13 protein-coding genes and 5 pseudogenes are annotated in these 18762 nt (G+C 34.2%); 12 read left to right on the plus strand and 6 right to left on the minus strand.

The window, feature by feature from the left end:
• From C564_RS32590 to C564_RS0124345, 3 genes are all read left to right on the plus strand, one after another.
• Positions 1 to 1651: thioesterase domain-containing protein (locus C564_RS32590; protein ID WP_018767180.1), on the plus strand; the 1651-nt coding region annotated here is incomplete at its 5' end.
• Between the two features lie 385 nt (positions 1652 to 2036).
• Positions 2037 to 2720, plus strand: coding sequence for a 4'-phosphopantetheinyl transferase family protein (locus C564_RS0124340; RefSeq protein WP_422109954.1), 684 nt, complete (start codon positions 2037 to 2039; stop codon positions 2718 to 2720).
• Between the two features lie 15 nt (positions 2721 to 2735).
• A complete protein-coding gene (locus C564_RS0124345; RefSeq protein ID WP_018767182.1) occupies positions 2736 to 3458 on the plus strand; it encodes a thioesterase II family protein in 723 nt (240 codons plus the stop codon).
• Positions 3459 to 3834: 376 nt separating this feature from the next.
• Here the strand turns inward: C564_RS0124345 and C564_RS36385 are convergent.
• A pseudogene (locus tag C564_RS36385) lies at positions 3835 to 3948 on the minus strand (MerR family DNA-binding transcriptional regulator); the annotation flags it as partial.
• Between the two features lie 98 nt (positions 3949 to 4046).
• Here C564_RS36385 and C564_RS32595 point away from each other — a divergent pair.
• From C564_RS32595 to C564_RS33770, 5 genes and pseudogenes are all read left to right on the plus strand, one after another.
• Positions 4047 to 4133 (plus strand): annotated as a pseudogene (locus tag C564_RS32595) (GNAT family acetyltransferase); the annotation flags it as partial.
• Between the two features lie 246 nt (positions 4134 to 4379).
• Positions 4380 to 4997, plus strand: a complete 618-nt coding sequence (locus C564_RS0124355; protein WP_018767183.1) for a DedA family protein — start codon at positions 4380 to 4382, stop codon at positions 4995 to 4997.
• A 245-nt stretch (positions 4998 to 5242) separates the two neighbouring features.
• Positions 5243 to 8077: a DEAD/DEAH box helicase gene (locus tag C564_RS0124360; protein WP_018767184.1), complete on the plus strand. Its 2835-nt coding sequence runs from the start codon at positions 5243 to 5245 to the stop codon at positions 8075 to 8077.
• Between the two features lie 199 nt (positions 8078 to 8276).
• A pseudogene (locus tag C564_RS0124365) lies at positions 8277 to 8776 on the plus strand (hypothetical protein).
• Positions 8777 to 9243: 467 nt separating this feature from the next.
• A pseudogene (locus tag C564_RS33770) lies at positions 9244 to 9789 on the plus strand (Rpn family recombination-promoting nuclease/putative transposase); the annotation flags it as partial.
• A 249-nt stretch (positions 9790 to 10038) separates the two neighbouring features.
• Here C564_RS33770 and C564_RS0124375 read toward each other — a convergent pair.
• Together C564_RS0124375 and C564_RS0124380 are read right to left on the minus strand one after the other, a co-directional pair.
• On the minus strand, positions 10039 to 10266 hold the full coding sequence (locus C564_RS0124375; protein WP_231382358.1) for a hypothetical protein: 228 nt from the start codon (positions 10264 to 10266) through the stop codon (positions 10039 to 10041).
• A complete protein-coding gene (locus C564_RS0124380; RefSeq protein WP_018767189.1) occupies positions 10266 to 12587 on the minus strand; it encodes a S9 family peptidase in 2322 nt (773 codons plus the stop codon). Before C564_RS0124380 ends, C564_RS0124375 begins: the two co-directional genes overlap by 1 nt.
• Positions 12588 to 13003: 416 nt before the next feature.
• Here C564_RS0124380 and C564_RS0124385 point away from each other — a divergent pair, with 416 nt between their 5' ends.
• Complete coding sequence (locus tag C564_RS0124385) at positions 13004 to 13720, plus strand: response regulator transcription factor (protein ID WP_006094802.1); 717 nt, start codon at positions 13004 to 13006, stop codon at positions 13718 to 13720.
• Positions 13710 to 15140, plus strand: a complete 1431-nt coding sequence (locus C564_RS0124390; RefSeq protein ID WP_018767190.1) for a sensor histidine kinase — start codon at positions 13710 to 13712, stop codon at positions 15138 to 15140. Before C564_RS0124385 ends, C564_RS0124390 begins: the two co-directional genes overlap by 11 nt.
• A 28-nt stretch (positions 15141 to 15168) precedes the next feature.
• Here the strand turns inward: C564_RS0124390 and C564_RS35360 are convergent.
• Positions 15169 to 15378: pseudogene (locus C564_RS35360) on the minus strand (IS3-like element ISBt2 family transposase); the annotation flags it as partial.
• Between the two features lie 335 nt (positions 15379 to 15713).
• On the opposite strand from C564_RS35360, the gene C564_RS0124395 reads away from it, so the two are divergent.
• Positions 15714 to 15926 (plus strand): YqaE/Pmp3 family membrane protein, encoded by a 213-nt coding sequence (locus tag C564_RS0124395; RefSeq protein WP_018767191.1) that lies wholly within the window; start codon positions 15714 to 15716, stop codon positions 15924 to 15926.
• A gap of 213 nt (positions 15927 to 16139) precedes the next feature.
• Here C564_RS0124395 and C564_RS36965 read toward each other — a convergent pair whose 3' ends face one another.
• A complete protein-coding gene (locus C564_RS36965) occupies positions 16140 to 16283 on the minus strand; it encodes a hypothetical protein (protein WP_006094806.1) in 144 nt (47 codons plus the stop codon).
• Between the two features lie 688 nt (positions 16284 to 16971).
• Between C564_RS36965 and C564_RS0124405 the strand changes: the two genes are divergently transcribed.
• Positions 16972 to 17976, plus strand: a complete 1005-nt coding sequence (locus C564_RS0124405) for a GH25 family lysozyme (RefSeq protein WP_006094807.1) — start codon at positions 16972 to 16974, stop codon at positions 17974 to 17976.
• 196 nt (positions 17977 to 18172) lie between these two features.
• Here the strand turns inward: C564_RS0124405 and C564_RS35365 are convergent, their stop codons facing one another.
• Positions 18173 to 18379 (minus strand): KTSC domain-containing protein, encoded by a 207-nt coding sequence (locus tag C564_RS35365; protein ID WP_018767192.1) that lies wholly within the window; start codon positions 18377 to 18379, stop codon positions 18173 to 18175.
• Between the last annotated feature and the right edge of the window lie 383 nt (positions 18380 to 18762).

The raw sequence follows: 18762 nt of genomic DNA on the forward strand, positions 1-18762 counted from the left end.
CACTGATTGTTATGTGCCTGTAGGAATGACAACAGGTACTCCGTCGATTGGTCGACCGATTGCGAATACAGAAGTATATGTGTTAGATTCTCACCTTCAGCCGGTGCCAGTGAGTGTGATTGGAGATCTCTATATCGGAGGAAAGAGCCTGGCTCGTGGCTATGCTAATCGTCCGGAACTCACAGAGGAAAAATTTATTCCGCATCCGTTTAAGTCAGGGGAACGTCTCTATTACACTGGGGACAAAGCAAGTTATCTTCCTGACGGTGATCTCCAGTTCCATGGTCGTATGGATGACCAAGTAAAAATTCGTGGTTTTCGGATTGAACTGGGAGAAGTTGAAGCAACTTTGCAGGCGCATTTGTCCGTAAAAGAAGCTGTTGTACTGGTAAGAGAGGATCATCCAGGAGACAAACGATTGGTAGCTTATGTAGTTGGTGAAGGAAGTGTAAATGAATGGTGGGAGCATCTGAAAACACATTTACCGAATTATATGGTTCCTGCACACTTTATTGAGGTAGACGCGATTCCGCTTACAACAAATGGGAAGGTTGATCGAAAGGCACTGAACAGCTTAACGATTCAAAAAGAAAGTACCTTTTCTACACCAATTATCCCACGGGATGAAATCGAGTATCAGCTGATTAGAATCTGGCAGGATGTGCTACAGATAGAAGATGTCCATGTAAACGATGATTTCTTCGATAGAGGGGGGCACTCTCTCCTGGTAATCAAATTGATTTCAAAGGTCAGAGAGAAATTTGGAAAAGAGATTAAGGTGTCCGCACTGATTGAGAACCCGACAGTGGAAGAAATCGCTTGTCTCATCCGTGACAATCATGGTATGGAAAAATCGTTATCGGTTCTGGTTCCATTACAAGAGTCAGAGAAAAGGCCTTTCTTCTGTGTTCATCCGTTTATGGGTAATGTATTCTGTTACATTCAGCTAGCAAGGTTACTCAAGGATCACTGCTCATTCTATGGTCTACAGAATCCTCTCGTAGAGAAAGAAGGAATGGACGGGTTGACTTTGTCGGAAGTAGTTCAACTCTACATCGAGGAGATGAAGCGAGTTCAGCCAGAGGGGCCGTATCGTCTGGGAGGATGGTCTCTGGGCGGTGCCATCGCCTATGAAATCGCAACTATACTACGGAACCAGGGAGAAGAAGTTGAGATGTTGGTACTCATGGATACCAAGGTACCTTCAGAACAGGATCACAAGACAGAGGATGATATGCTTTCTTATATATTGAAGCATTTCATCCATTTAGATCTAGTAGAGCAGGGAGAAGAACTCGTTCATCAACAGGACATGCTTGTTGATCAGTTGATCGTGGAAGGAGTGCTCCTGCCTGATGCGGATCTTACGAGTCTAAAGCAGATTATCAATGCCCACAGGAAGGGTCTAAATTTAATGGTAGAACATGTTTTAACGCCATATTTTGGGGAGGTCATCTACTTCAGTGCTGAAGAAGGTAGAGATTTATTCACGGATTGGAGGCCGTTATTACAGGGGAAAGTGAATAAGTATTCGGTGCCTGGGTCGCACGAAGAGATTGTCTTCTCCCCAGCAGTGGAAAAGATAGCCAAATGTCTCGTAAATGAATTAGAAGGGATAGAGGGAGCGTACCTTTCGTTAACCACAAAGTAGAGTGTCTAGAAAGATACAACTTTATGAACATAAATTTTCACTATCAAAGGTATTATTTGTGAATAGTGATGTGAATGCAAAAAAAGCCGCTTAATGACTGTACATCAAATTTGAGACATTACGAATATATCAATAGCAGCACTGTATAGGGTTCTGGTGCAATAGAGACATAGAAACATACATGGACAGTTCAATGACAGATTATGATGCAATTACCCTGAAGTTTCTGCACCAGAACCGAGTATCTTAATTATATTTCCAGGTGAGAATTGTATATTTACATTAATATGTAAATATACAATTCTTTTGATTTATATGTATTTCAAGGGTGTTACGTAATACATAAGATTTTACATCTCTAAAAAGGAAGTGATTTATAATACGAATTCACGCTGTAAAAATACCAAAGAATATTGATAATGATTTGTTTAATCAGTTTAGTAATTTGATTTCAAATGAGAAAAGAGAACGAATAAAGCGTTTAATAAAATTGGACGATGTTAATAGGATTTTGATAGGAGATTTGTTAGTCCGTGCTTTAATCTGTGAAAAATATAAAATTAATAATGACGAAATTAAATTTGTATATAATAAGCACAGAAAACCTTTTGTTAAAAATTTTTCTGATTTTCATTTTAATATTTCGCACTCAGGAGAATGGGTGGTTTGTATTACTGCTAATTCAAATGTTGGTATTGATATAGAAAAAATTTCAGAAATAGACGCTCTTAAATTAGCACAAGAATTCTTCTCAGAGGAAGAATTTCATGATTTATCTAATATAAATTCTGATGAACAAATTAGTTATTTTTTTGATCTTTGGACGTTAAAAGAAAGTTATATAAAAACTATTGGGAAGGGGCTTTATATCCCGTTAAATTCATTCTCCATAAAAAAAGAAGCTCAAAATTCAATTTCATACAAGAACATACCTCGAAATTTTCACTTTAGACAATATAATATTGAGCCTAATTATAAGATGTCTGCTTGTGCAACACTAGATGAGTTACCAAAGGAGATAATAATTAAAGATATTTATATAATTTGCCAGAATATAAACAAATTTTAATCGAAGGAGACAGTAATGACGAAGATTAAACTTTTTTGTTTGCCACATGCTGGGGGATCTGCGTTTAATTACTCAAAATGGAAAAAATACTTTAATCCATTTATTGAAGTAATCCCTATAGAGTTAGCCGGTAGGGGATATAGAATTGAAGAAAGCCTTTATCATAGTATTGAAGAGGCTGTAAATGATGTCTATAAAATTATTATTAAGCAGCTAAATAATTCACCATATATTCTATATGGACATAGCATGGGAAGTTTGATCGCCTATGAATTAGCCAGGAAAATACAAATTTCCAATGACGTATTACCTGAGTTTCTTGTTTTGTCTGGTAGAAATCATCCAAATAGCAAAATAAAAGATATCCGACACAATCTATCTAATGAACAATTTAAAAATGAAGTTATTGCTATGGGTGGTACACCATCCGAGGTGTTTCAATCAGAAGAATTAATGGGAATTTTTCTCCCCATTCTAAGAGCGGATTTTAAAATCGTAGAGACATATATACATAATAATAATATACAAGTATGTGACATTGATTTTCTGATCTTAAATGGAAAAAATGATGAATTAACTTCATATGAAGAGGTGAAAAAATGGGAGCAATACACAAATAAAATGTGTACATTCCACTCTTTTGAAGGTAAGCATTTCTTTCTACATGAAAACATCGAGGAAATAGCAAGCATAATTATAAGAAAGTTAGTTTCTCAAAGATCCTTAATGTATTTTTAGAATTTTCTAAATCGGTTTTAAGACTGGAAAAAATATCAAAGGTAAAAAAATCAGGTTCTAATACAAAAATCATTTGATAGAGACATAGAGATCTACATGGACAGTTCAATGACAGATTATGATGTAATTCAAAACAATTTATCATGTTTCGACAGAAGACTCCTTCTTCAAAAATGTGAAGGTGTGAAACAACAATTTTAGGTGAGAGATGAATGTTCTTAGGCGTGAGCCTATGCGTTTTTGAATACTGTAGTCAAAAACCACTTAGCATATAGGCTTGTCTTTTGTTGTTAGTAATCTAAGAGTAGTTTGGGTCTAACGATATTCTTTCTGTAAATTCCTACAAAAAGAATATCGTTTTTTTGCATTAATGTTATCCCATTTTATGATAATATCTTAACGCTTTTATGGTAATGTCCTTTATTTTAGCAACTTCTCCAATAGAAAATAAGTTTTTCACCCTAATCACTTCCTTTATATTTTTTCTAATATTACCGTTGACTCTCCTCTTAGAGGAGACATTATTATTATAATAAGATATTTACATACGAAATGAAAATTTACTTATATAAAAGGGAGTTTACAAAGATGGATAAAGTAATATACAGAAGTCTAGTTAAAGAAGATTATGAGTCTATTAAAAAATTGATTGGCGAAGCATTTGGCTTCAATGAAGGCAAAACTTAATGTATTTTATACTGTTATTATTTTTAAATAATAGTAAAAACCGTATCCCTCATTTGTGATACGGTTTTCCGCTTTATACCTTTATGGTTAGGTTGAACTTCTATTTTCTTAATTATCGCTCTCAGTAAAGGTTTGAAACTACTCAGCATTGAAATGCCGAGATTCCTACGAACGCCAGTGTAATCACTAGTTATTGTACGTAATTAATGCTGTAGAAAAAAAGGAGAAAACAACATGGAATGGGTTTATGAATTATTTCAGCAATATGGCTACTATGTAGTACTTGTTGGAACATTGTTAGAATATATTGCATTTCCGTTTCCGGGGGAGCCGACGTTAGTGTATGCGGGTTATTTGGCACATAAAGGAGATTTAGAATTACCGCTTTTAATTATTTTATCATTTATTGGTACAAGCGCTGGGATGACAATTCAGTACTTTTTAGGCAATAAACTTGGTATGCCTTTTGTACAGAAATATGGAAAATATGTATTTTTAACACAAAGAAAAATTGATTTAACGAGAATGTGGTTTGATAAATATGGATATTTCCTTATCTTTATTGGATTTTTCGTCCCAGGTGTACGTCATTTTACTGGTTACTTTGCAGGGATTATTAATTTACCCCTCCGTCGTTTTGCCATAACGATCTACTCTGGTGCTCTATTTTGGGTATCTTTCTTTTTAATCGGTGGCTATTGGTTAGGAGGAAACTTACATGATATATTTGAAGTGCTTGGACAGCACATTGGGAAAATTATCTTCGGAGCGATAATCATTGTAGCCATTACGTTAGGTATTCATTTTCGAAAAAAATTAGAGAGTGTATTTGTAAAAAGTATTGGCTATTAAAATAAAGTAGTAGACTGAAAAGGTGTTTTCTAATCATGAAAGCACCTTTTTATTATCAAAACCAAACCTCACAAACGGGTCTTTTTTCATTTTGACAAATTACTTACATTATCCTAGAACCGGGAAAAGATATATTTTATATAAAAAATCAATTATGAATATCCATACAAATAATTGAAAGAAAAAGAATTGTATTAAATAATCTAAGTATAATTTAGGTAAATTCTGCTACTAGGAGGCTAATAATGAAAGGGTTAAAGAAAATATTTCCATTCTTTTTTCAAAACAAAAGGAAAGATACAGATAAAGAAAAAACGAATTATAAAGAGACGGCAACAAAAACACTTAACTATTTTATTGAATTAGAGCATTTCAATTTCATGAATTGCGATAAAGAGTCTATAACTATGCATTCATTTAATAGTTTTTTTCACAAAGAACCTAATATTCATATACCAGATTTTATCAATCCTAATGGAACTCCACATCAGGATATGCAAATATTCCTTCAAAAAAAAGGAAATAGCGCAAAAGGAAAATATCTTGCAGATAATAATGCGTCATTATTTTATTTACCAGTAGTAAAAAATGAAGTATTAAGGTATTTCTCGAATGAATCTAAGCAAAAAGCGAGTTTTACTGATTTCCAAAAGGACCCGAATAGTTTTTTGATCCATATTCAACTAAATCAGATGCTTAAGCTAATCCCTGATACCTCGCTCGAATCTAGTGTGGTGGTTAGTCCGATTGTGAAGTACTTTCTACGTACAGGGAAGAGTCTAAAGGAGCTAGAATCAGATTTAATCAATACGATATCATCTGTAATTGAAAGTGATAATTATGGAAAAAAAGACAAAACGCTTGAATTTAGTGGGTTAAAAGAACAAGATTCTTTAGAAAAAGATATCAATTATATACATATCAGATTTAAAAATTGGGAAGAGCTGACCCGGAATATTCAAAGCATATTGCAATCATATATTTCAAAGAGACATTTCGATAAAGATGGTGTATTTCGGTTTTGCAGTGAAAAAGAATATGAAAAATATGTCCGTCTAACATATAAAGAACATGTAGGCGTAAACAGTTTTTATATAAATGATTTAGAAAAAGTAAAATATGAAATTAAAGATAGCTCTGTTGGTAAAGCTTTAGAAACCTATTTATCTTTAAGTAACTGGGAAGCATTAAAAAACTCAGGTGAGAGGGTGGATTTATTTAAGAATGAAAGTATAAGTGAAATGAAGAGCATATTACGAAAAATACCAATTACGAGATGGCCCTCGGAATTTCCATTAGGACTCATGCAGCAGGTTGCTTTAAATCTTATTATTGCAAAATCAAAAGAAGATAATGGCTTTATTTTTTCTGTTAATGGGCCACCGGGAACAGGTAAAACGACGTTGTTAAAAGACGTATTTGCGAATATTTTATTTGAAAAAGTAAAGTTTCTAAAAGAGGCCACAGATGTATTCTCAAAAGTGCAATTTGCGGAGGGACAAGAAGATTATTATTATTCCTTTCACCCTAAACTTAAGGAGTATCGTATTTTAGTAACATCTAATAATAATTCTGCAGTTGAAAATATAAGTGTGGATTTACCAAAAGATAAAGATTTACTGAAAAACGGTTATCAATTCTTGGGATTCGACAAAGAGAAAAAATGCTGGGGGAAAATTTCTGCGGCAATGGGGAAAACTGCAAATATAAAGGAATACTTCACTACAATTACAGAGGATTTACAGCGTGTTGGCGATTTAGAGCATGAAAACGTATATTCATTTAAACAATTAGAACAAAATGTGCTAAAAAAGATAGCTACGGTAAAAGAGAATGATGTCTTTCATAATGTTAATGAAAAGAAGTGGCAAACATCAGAGGAACAATTTGTGAATATCGACGGTGAAAACAAAAATGAGCGGATGAATTGCGAGCGGAGTAAACTTTTTGCAAAGTTAATGAGTGAATATAATGCTTTTTTAATTGCAAATCAAGGCAGGATTGAAAAGAACTTATCTTTAGCAAAAACCTATTTTTTAGGCGGTAAAGAAAAAGGAAATCTTGATTCTCAAATTAACGAAGCCCAAAGAGACAATTTCATTCAAGCTATGTTTGATACTGTATTTTTACTCACTCCAATTATCTCATCAACATTTGCTTCCATTGCAAGGTTTTTAAAAGATTTAAAGACGGAGGATATAGGTTGGTTGTTTATTGATGAAGCAGGCCAAGCTACTCCCCAATCTGCAATAGGTGCGATTTGGCGCTCTAGGAATGTTGTTGTTGTAGGAGATCCCTTGCAAATTCCTCCTGTCGTTACATTAAGTGATGACCAACTTAAACTAATTGCAAATGACAGTGCTGGAATAAATGAGCAATATAATTTCTATTATCGTTTAACTAGAAATGAAGTCAGTGTTCAAGAGTTTGCTGATCTTAATAATAGATATGGAGGCGAGATGATTGACTCGAATCAGAATAAAACATGGTTAGGGTCACCTCTGCGTGTTCATAGAAGATGTGAAAATCCAATGTTTTCAATATGTAATGAAACAACGTATCAAGGTAAAATGTTCTACGGATTAACGGATACTAAAAGTAAAGAAAGTAAGCCTCAATATGTTAGCCAATGGTTAGATATAGGTGGGAAAACATATGGGTCAGGAAATCACTTTATTCCCGAACAAGGTGAAAAAGCAATTGAGATTGCAAAAAAATTCTCGCAAGATAACCCAGATAAATCTTGCTATATTATTTCACCTTTTGTAAGTGTTGTTCAAAAATTAAAGCAACTAAAACAACAAAAACTACCTGGGAAAGAGTATGAAAATATTGAAATTGGGACTGTGCACACTTTTCAAGGGAAAGAGGCACCAATGGTTATTTTTGTATTAGGAGTAGATAATCAAAAACAAGGTCCACTAAAATGGGCTTCTAGTACGCCAAATTTACTCAATGTTGCAGCAAGTAGAGCAAAAGAGGTATTCGTAGTGATTGGGAATGCAGAAAGTTGGGGGAAACAAGAGTATTTTGACATTGCTTATCGATATTTAGCAAAAGAATTAGCTGAAATAAAATGAAATAGACAACCTTATGAATTTTTAGAAATAGGAGCTATAATGGTAAATTTACAGCTCTTTTTTGTTTTTGATTTAGAGACAGATTTTAAAAAATTAATTACTTATTCAAATATATTTTTCCTGTTTTCTTAGTTTATAGAAGAAAAATATATATCCTTATACTAGCGATATTGTATTTTTCAGAAAGGGGATGAATGATTTGGAGGTGTTGTATTCCGCTGCTTCTCCTAAAACGAAAAGCGAAGATCTACCATTTGATATTTCCTGGCTTACAGATTGGTTCGTATCTTTATTTAAGGGAACCGGGGATTATATTGATGGTACAGTTCATGCAAGTGTACCTTCAATTTTCGATTATATTTTTGTTTTACTCTCTATCGTTATATTAATTTCGCTTTTAGTTTTTGGGGCTTCCTTATGGTTTAAGCACATTAAATGGAAGAAAAGATCTATCTATTTTGGTGTAGGTTCCATACTATTGATTTGGATTATACCAGTATTGGTATTAACGACACACTCTTTTAATTTTCAAAGCTTTATGTCTAATATGGTTGGATTGAAATCTTTTCGTACTACCAAGGCTATTCTTTCTGGAATAGAAGCGATGCATATGATAAAAAAGAGAAAATTATTTTACAAGACAAGTCTGTTCAAAATCAGAAAGAGTTTATTCCTCAAGTGTTTGGACTTATAGCATAAAATACGAGAACCTACTACCATCCATGTTCTTCTTCATATATCTGCACCAGAACCCGAAAAAGTGCATAAAGAAAAAAGAGAGTAAAACGTAATTTCCCTTAACAAAGTAATGTGCTGAATTCATTTTCTCAACACACAATATAGATAGATATGGTAAAATGGTAATTGGACGGGAGTCTAGCACTTATATTAATAAAATTCAAGTGGTTATCAAGTCAGAAAAAGGCACATTATAGGTGTCTTTTTTATTTTTTCAGATTTCTTCATTAGCAAAATAGTAAAATCTCATTCTCCCATCAAAAAAATACAATTATCATAGATAATTTCACGTACCATATTAAATTAATAAAATAAATTTCAGACATAGGAGAAATCTAACAGTCCTTAACAAATTTTGAAGTAGGTACGGTGGTGTTACGTTCTGATGTGAAGAGGTTAGATATAGGAGAGAAGGAAACTTAGAAATGATTGATTTATTAGATTTTATTTTGTTTTCTCACGATGAAGCATTTCAAACTATCGAACAATTATGGAATACAAAAACGCAACAAATCTTAAGTGATGACATTGAAATACATTTTTCAGAAATACCAAAACTTGTAAAATAATGACATGAAGAAAAAGTGAATCCGTGGGAAAATGCGTTTGTTCGTTGGATGTTATTACTGCCAGCACATGAAGACGAACATTTAACTCAAACATTGGAGGAGATTACGATGAATCAAGATCCAATTTTAAAGAAGGCAATGAATAAATGGGAGAATATAAGCCATGATTCTACATTCCGAACAGCGTATGAAGTTCGTGAGAAAGTACTTCTAGATGAACAAGCTAAAATAGCGCATGCTTGTGAAGAAGGTTTAGAGGAGGGGCTAGAAAAGGGCTTAGAAAAAGGGAGTGAACAAGGAAAAATACAATTAATTCGTGGTATGCATAAGAATGATATGCCGTTAGAAGACATTGCAAAATTCACTGGTCTAAATATTGAAGAAATTCACAAATTGTTATTATAATACATGGAATTATAAAAGTCTTTTATCCTTAAAGGTGAAAGTAAAAATTAGAAGGGGATATGCAACAGTTACACATATGAAAAAAATAATGAGGCAAGTAAACGTACTGAGCTAACGGGTGTGATTAAATTATAAGGTCAACCGGATTTTCTAGTTGACCTTTTTTATTTTGCTGGGCCAATAATAGTAGTAGCCTAGGGTATCCAAACTTCAATTTTATGCTGGATTAGTTATTCAGTTATATATGGTTTAGTTGCCAAAGTTTTTGTGAAAAGCTCTGGTAATCATAGCCGCTGCTTCCTGGTGGGTCATATTTCTTTTCGCATAATATCTTACCGCGCCATCTCGATATTTCGTCACTTCGGGACCATATAACTCTAAAGTAACTACCGTTTTGACCGCTTGTTCAGCCCATGGAGCTACTTTATCTTTTAGCTTAGCATTTTCATCTTTTAAGCCAGGACTGAGTATCTTCATCATCCTGGAAACATAGGATCTTTAATCGCATACTCTTTTGGTGGTTCTACTCCCATTAAATTTCGTATAAAATAGTCCCATCGTCGACGTATAAAGTAAACATCTACAGAAATCCCATGCTGCCGATTAGGGAGAATCAGTAGGTCAAAGTCTTTGTTTTCTTTAATCAAAGCATTTACCATTCGCATGGTTAAAGCAGGATGGACATTATCATCCAGGTCTCCTGTTACCAAAAGTAACTTTCCATTTAGGTTCTTAACCAATCTAGTATTATCTTGTTCACGGTATAGTTCTGAATTGAAAAGTCCTTGAAATCGTTCTCCCCAAGCTGCTAAGTATAAGCGTTGATCATGGTTCCCGCACCCAGATACTGCTACCTTATACACATCCGGATAAGTCAGTATAGCTCGAGCGGCTGCATATCCACCTCCAGATTCGCCGTAAATACCTACTTTTTCTGAATCTAAAAAAGGATACTGTTCCGCAAGTTGCTTAATAGCTACTACATGATCTTCAATTCCTGCAGACCATTCCAGATTCCCATCAGAAAAATCATGAAAGCCCTTTGACCTGTAAGGTGTGCCTCTTCCATCCATTAGAATAACGGCGAAGCCAAGCTGTGCAAAAGATTGGGCACCGCCGACTAGATCAATCGGTTGTTCTACTGAATACTCCCCTCCCCAAATGAATTCTTTTGGCGTGTGGAGTAGTTGAGGACCACCGTAGATATAATCCAAGATGGGATACTTACACTCTGTGTTTGTGCTTGCAGGAGGAATCAATACTCCGTACAAATCAGTCATCCCATCGGCAGCCTTGACAGTAAAACGTTCTGGTATTTGATATCCATTTGATAAGAGAAGTTCAATATCAGCTTGTTCCAGTTCACAAACTAATTTTCCATCGGTTGAACACAATACAGATTTAGGTGGTATATCTACACGTGAAAAAGTATCTACAAAAAAACAATAATCAGGAGAAATAAACACGTCATGCTCAGCATCCTCAGGTGTAAGGAGCACTAAGTCTGATCCATCTAGCCGAACTCGATAAAGATGCTGAAAATAAGGATCCCGTCCCGGCTCTCGGCCGCTAGCAGTAAAATACACCCAACTTTTTTGTTCATCAACACCAATTAATCGACGGACTGTCCAGGATCCAGAGGTAATTCTGTTTTTAAGTCTTCCTGTACGACTATCATAAAGATAAAGGTGTGACCATCCGTCACGCTCGGAATGCCAAATAAAAGTGTTATCATGGCATAACCATTGGACATTTATACCTTTTCCACTTTTGATGTTGTAGAGATCTGTAAATAGGAAAGTCTCACTTTTCTCCTCTAACAAAGTTTGAATTTCACCAGTTTTTGCATTAGCGACAACAAATTGCATAGATCGATAGTCACGAGACATTTTTGTGAAATAAACAAAGTCGCTGTCGTTTGTCCAAAAAGCTGTTTGACAACTAGGACTGAGCGGTGATACTAATCCCGTAATCATAGGTTCTGTATCCAATTGAATCATCAATTGCTGTTCAATATCGCAAATTACAAATTGGGCTAATGGAAGGTGTTTATCTCCGACTAGTGGATAACGATACGAATGGATAACAGGCGGCTTTGCTTCTTCAGGAGGAACTGACTGTAGAAGAGACATTTTTCGTACCTTGCGTTGATCAAGCCGGTGCGTCAAGATTTGTTTGGAATCCGGTGACCAGAGTGCTGCTGGTGGAATTTTAGGATTATATAATCGTTTAACGACAGCGGAAATTTCTGATTCCGGTTGAATACCATAATCATAGTATCGCGTACCATCATGAGTTAGTTGGATGATTTTCCCTGTTTCTAAAGAACGTACAAATAAATTATATCCTTTGATAAACGCAGACCAGCGCCCGTCAGGGGATCGAAGTTCATGCGCAGGTACTTTTTTAGTCCTGATTTGTTTGCACTGGTATTTAGCTAAATCGTAAATCCACGTGGATTCATCTACTTCAAATTGAATTGCTTTCTCTTCATTGATATAAGTAAAGGAATTGAAGGGAAGGTTATCTGGGTCGACCTGACGGTTAATTATATTTGAGAGAGACTCTGCAAGCCTAGCATGATCGAAAGCGGATTCTTTAGTGTTTAATCGTGGATTAACTAATACAAATTGTTTGCCGCGTTCACTTTCTTTTTGTATATCTCTTTGATACCAAAAACGGCTTCCTTTATCTAACCAATTAGGAAAAACCTTACCGTTACATACATCTTTTACAGTATTCCAAGAAAGCAGACGCTCTGCTTTCTCATACTGTTCATAGGTTACTGATAATGACATATCTATCACTCCTTTAACTATTTAAAACATCCACTCTAGTACACTAGAAACATAGAAACATTCATTTTTCACATTCGAGGATTTGATTATGATACGAATCTAAACATCTTAGGGGTAAATTCTTTTTGCACTGAGCAGATTTTACACGTGCTGGTTCACCTACTTTTTTAATCAAATGCATAACTGGAAGCCACTTAACATACAAGTATCATGATGTTCAAGTTTTCTAGATTTATTCGGTAGTTAGCTTTTTTAGTTTGCATTTCTTTATAAGTTTTTTCAGTTGCCTTTCGTTTAAGATAACTCCACCTTACAATGTTAATCTTTCCCTTAACTGTCATTTATCTTACAATGATCTTACAAAAGGGAAATGTTAGTTTTAAGCAAGATTTTAACTAGTAGAAACGGGGGAGAAGATGGTGAGAACTATTTTAATCGTTGATGATGAGCCTGAAATCATAGAGATACTAAGACTTTTTTTGGAAATGGAAGGCTTTTCGATACTGGAAGCGCGTGATGGTAAATCAGCTTTAAATTTTATACAGAAATTTAAAATTGATCTAGCTATTATTGACATTATGATGCCGAATATTAATGGGTACGAATTGATTAAAATAGTTCGGAAAGAATATAAAATGCCTATTATTATTCTTTCTGCCAAAAATCAAGAAATGGATAAAATTATGGGACTAGGGCTAGGAGCAGATGATTTTATATCGAAACCATTCAGCTTGTTGGAGGTATTAGCGCGAATCCAAGCTCAACTTCGAAGAACATATGATTTTAATACTGACTCACTTAATCAAGAGGGTTCTCAAACATGTATTGATGACCTAGTGTTGGATCACCACTCTTGTATTCTTGACAAGCGGGGACACGAAATTAAACTTAGCGCCCTTGAGTATAAATTATTGAAGTTATTTATGGGGGAGCCAGGTCGTATTTTTACGAAAAAACAAATCTTTGAGAACGTGTGGTCCGATCATTATTATTCGGATGACAATACTATTATGGTTCAAATCAGTAGATTGAGAGAAAAAATTGAAGATCATCCGAGAAATCCAGTTTATTTAAAAACTATACGAGGCTTAGGTTATCGATTTGCTAAAAAGGAAGAATTGAATGAGCGATAAAAATAAGATATTTAACACCTTAATTAAAACTTATGTTTTCTTCTCGTTGACCGTTGGAATTACTGTCGTTATCTTGCTGGTCATTTTAAATTTTCAAATGATACAGAAGTTCGATAATACTATGTTGTCTAATTTAAAAGCGACTGAAATCGTACGACAGAACTATGCAGACATCCCCTCTGAGGCAATTGAGTCATTTGATGGTTGGGTAGAAATTCTCGATGAAAATCTGCAAGTTATTTATGTTAAAGGAAAAAAACAAGATAAATCGTCCGCCTATACGGAAAAAGAATTAAACACCCTTTTTTACGACCAAGAGGAGAATCCGTACTACTCTTCTCTAGCACCATTTAAAACGAAAGACGGGAAAACAGCTTATTGTCTCGTTAAGATTCCAAAAACATATGTAAAGAAAGAGTTCTCGATAACAAGTGCAGCCAAAGACCATATTACAGCTTTTACAAAATTGCTACTTCAAACCTTTGTCCTTTTTCTCCTTTTATTCGGGCTTAATGTATATATATATAGCCGCTGGATGGCTATGAAAATAACAAATCCTTTACGTTCAATTGCTGATGGAATTAGAAACATCACAAATGGCTATTACTACAAAAGGCTTCGTTTTAAATCCAACTATGAATTAATGCAAATACAGAATGACTTTAACCTAATGGCTGAAAAACTAGAAAAAACAGAAATTGAGAAAAAACAATTAGAAAAAAGCAAGCAGCGCATGCTTGTCCATATCTCTCACGATTTAAAAACTCCTATTACAACTATTCAGAGCTATGTTGAAGCACTACAATTGGGTCTTATTAAGGAGGAAGCGAGGAAACAGCAAGCTTTACATACCATACATACAAAAGCACGACTCGTTACAGAATTAATTGAGGATGTCTTTGAGTTGTCTAAACTTGAAAGCCCTGACTATCCATTTCCAACTGACACATTGGATATTTGTGAATTTATTCGTGAAATAGCTGCAGAATATTATAGCCTGTTTGAAGAAAAACAATTTAACTTTCAATTTGAAATCCCTTTTCAGAAAATATACGTTTTGTTTAACTATACATTGTTATATCGTGCCGTTTCTAACGTACTGTCCAACGCCCTAAAATACAACCCAGAAGGAACAAACATTCTTATTTCACTAATTGAAGATACTCAAAAGATACATATCAATATCATCGATGATGGCATCGGCATTCCTTATGCGGTAAAAGAAAAAGTATTTGAAGCATTTTTTAGGGGAGATCAATCAAGAAAAAGCGACGGGGGAACAGGTCTTGGTTTAACCATTTCAAAACATATTGTGGAGAAACACGGAGGCCAAATTTATTTACATACAGACGAAGGGAAAACGAGATTTCAAATCACCCTTCCTAAGACTGGTTACAATAAGACTCTATTGCAAAAATAATGAAGTTCTTTTTAACTAAAATCTGAAAGCTTATCACCCAACTAATAATTTCACGATTAAAAGGCATCCATGATGGTGGAAAGATACAAGATGCGTTCTCCAAATGTCAAGTATGTCACATCAGTAAACCATTTTCATTGGGAGCTGATACTTTAAATTGTCGTTCTAAGAGATGTGGTACTACCACAAATTCAGCACCATTGCTATACTTCTTTTTCTCTCGACGTACCCGTGATAGTAAATTGTAATGTTTCATAATACATAATAGGGATCACTATACATACCCATCAAGCTAATATTTTGAAGTGTCCCCAAAACGAAAATTTTATTATTTTACAGTTATTTATGAGAATTCAACTCATTTTCTTCGTTTTGGGGTATTTGCTTTTCTTAACTTGATGGCGATGGTCCAATAGGATGCTTTTTATCATTTGATTATTAGCCCGCATCAATGGGGGTTTACGGATAGTTCATACATAACCTCTTTGCTTTAGCTGAATTTTGAAGTGGGAGTGTTACTGTCCGTCGATGCGGGATAAATTAACAAGTAAATGATAAGGAGAGCTGATAAGAATGATGTATTTATTAGCAATTCTTTTTCCACCACTTGCGGTTCTACTTTGCGAAAAACCGTTTCAAGCAATTATAAACTTCTTTTTGACATTGATTGTTTGGGTACCAGGAGTTATCCATGCGATTCTTGTGGTGAATGATAAAAAAGCAGATAGGCGTTTTGAAAAACAAATTAGAGCATATGACAAAATCAATAATAGAAATAAAGATTAAGTGGTATGTCTAAAAGCTCATATTACAAAGTCTTATTTTTTGAAGGAAGCCGACTTTTATTTAAAAAAGTCGGCTTTTGTGTTACATATCAAATTCAATTGTTTTTTCTTCACCAATTGTTACAGAGTCTTTATTTTGTGGTGCTTTAAATACTAATTTTAAATGATTAATTTTTTCGGGATCACCATCGAGAAGGAAGACTACACTGCCTTCTTATTTTTCTTTGCCAGTAAATTCACCACCAATTTGCTGACTTAATAACGGATGAGCTTCTTTTTGTTCACCATCATTTGTTATAATTGTATCTTTGTTTGGAAAAAAGGAATTTGTATCATCTGCTTTGTTTTCTGCTAGCATATAAATTGTAACAATCGTTCCTTATATTAAGTATAACAAATGAGAATAGGTTATTTGCAGAATTTTATATCTAAAGGTCTTTTTGCTGGGGAGTCATGCTTTATATGTTCTTGTTAAACTCTTTTAAGTTGTAGCATGAGAAAAAAGAATCTGTTACAGATTCTTTTTTTCTTTTATACATATTGGATTAGGAGAGTATGTTAAATCCTTGAAGGGAGCAAGGATTTAACGGTAATAGTAACCGTGGTATTAATGTAACATAGTTGACTCATATAGTTAATTGATAATGTTTGTATTGAATATTACCAATGTTTAGTATAGATACTTACTACTATAAGTATAGTGGTAAGTGATTTTTAGGATTGTTTCTTAAAAAGTGTACGATGAAAATTGTTTTTATAGAAGGCATATAACTGAGTCATGATAGGGCGTTATATAACATTTTATATCCTGATTGAATATTTAATTTATCCCTCTATTCGCGGGTAGTAAGCTCCCCACTGATTAAAGTTTCACTTTAGCGTTCGATAAAGTATTAAATCGAACTGGCAAAACACACACCTATTTTAATCGATTCTTACTATATTCATATTGTCGGAATCGATCAAGTATATGGACAAGTTGGAGGGGAGATTGAAGTATTTCTCTAAGTATTTAAATGTGATATTACAAAAGGAGGAGATGAATAATGGGCAAACATATTATTGATATTTCTAAGTGGAATGGTAATATCGATTGGGATGTGGTAGCACCTCAGATTGATCTTGCAATATGCCGTGTGCAGTATGGTTCGAGAACAGTTGATGAGCGGTATACAAGCTATGTAACGAATCTGGAACAACGTGGTATTTCACATGCAGCATATGCTTATGGTTGTTATGTTTCTGTTAAAGATGCAATTGTAGAAGCAAAAGATTTTATGGCAAGAGTAAGTGCTAACGCTAAATTTCTTGTTCTTGATGTTGAAGATGATACGTTAAAAAGTTGTGGTCCTGATCAGTTAGCTGAAGCATCCCAAGCGTTTATTGATACTTGTAAAGCTGCGGGTTGGAAAGTTGGATTGTACGTAGGTCATCACATGTATAATAAGTATGGTTTAAGTGGGGTGAGAGCGGATTTCCTTTGGATTCCGCGATATGGTGGTAATAAACCAGCATATCCATGTGATATATGGCAATATACTGAAACAGGAAATATTGACGGGATAGGAAAAGTTGATTTGAATTATTTAGTTAGCGATAAGTCACTTTCATGGTTTATAGATGGTACAAGTCAGGTGCAGGACAATTTAGGACAACCAGTAGGTATTGGAATTGCTATTTCGAAATACCCTGAAGGTTACGGAATTAATCTATATAAGAATCCTGAAGAGCCTATATTTACTGGACATATCACAAATAAAATTCCGTATCTAATTTTTGAAGGATATTGGGGTGGTGGAGATAAGGATATGATTAAATTAGGAAACGAGAAACAGTGGGTGAAATTAGAGCACTTTGATGTAGAGTGGTTCCATGCATATTCAAACTACCCTGTTGGATATGGAATTAATTATTATGCAGAACCTGAATGTATAAATTTTAAAGGTTTGATTGATGGTTCAAGTTCTTATCGTGTTTGGGCAAGAAAAGAGGGTGCTATTGATATTGGACAAAGCAGCTGGATTAAAGAGGAGCAAGTAGTGATCAAGTAGTATTGGAAGCTATATTTAAATTTTAAAAATGGTATTACATTCGATAAACAATGTAATACCATTTTTGTTTTACATAAGATAATCATTTATACAATGATATAAATTGCTTCCTATTTATCATGCTATTTACAAGTAATATCACTACTTCGAAAGTCAGTGCAAGAAAAGAAGTTAGGAGAATGAGGAACCTTACTGATTAAATTTTGGTGTGACGATAGGAATTTCTAATATAGGTGTCATAATAATAGCTTTTGGATTGCGCGTTTCGTAATCCTGTGTATATACTTTCTGGTACATCGTAAAAATCATATGTGCCATTTCTGAATTCAATTCGTAAAATCATAGATGATGGATTATAACCTACAGCGACTAAGTTTTTAGAAATTACTGGATATAAAGTCATGTTAGTTCATCTCCCTTCTTCAATATGTTTAGCTGTTAAGAAAGGGAAATCCTGCTAATTTATAGAATTATAATACTTAGATGCTATACATTGCATATTATATATCCATTTTGATTTTCCGACATATAAGTCGCTGCTATGAAGAACAAAGGGTGGCCTGCACTCATTTTCTATGGGGGAGGAAGAGGGTCTGATCGCTTCTATGCATGGCCGGATGCTCTCTTTTACCTAAAAAAGAAAGGTTTTATGTCGGTTTTTCAATTTGTATTTATATAGTACTGTTTTTTGTGCTCGCTTAGTTTATTGTGAGTTCACACGAAATTCATATTGGTGTGATATTTTTATTTCACTATTGATTTACTAGTAATAGTTTTTCAAATAAA

It is taken from the genome of Bacillus sp. 105MF, assembly GCF_000374885.1.
In the GTDB taxonomy this organism is placed as follows: Bacteria; Bacillota; Bacilli; order Bacillales; family Bacillaceae_G; genus Bacillus_A; species Bacillus_A pseudomycoides.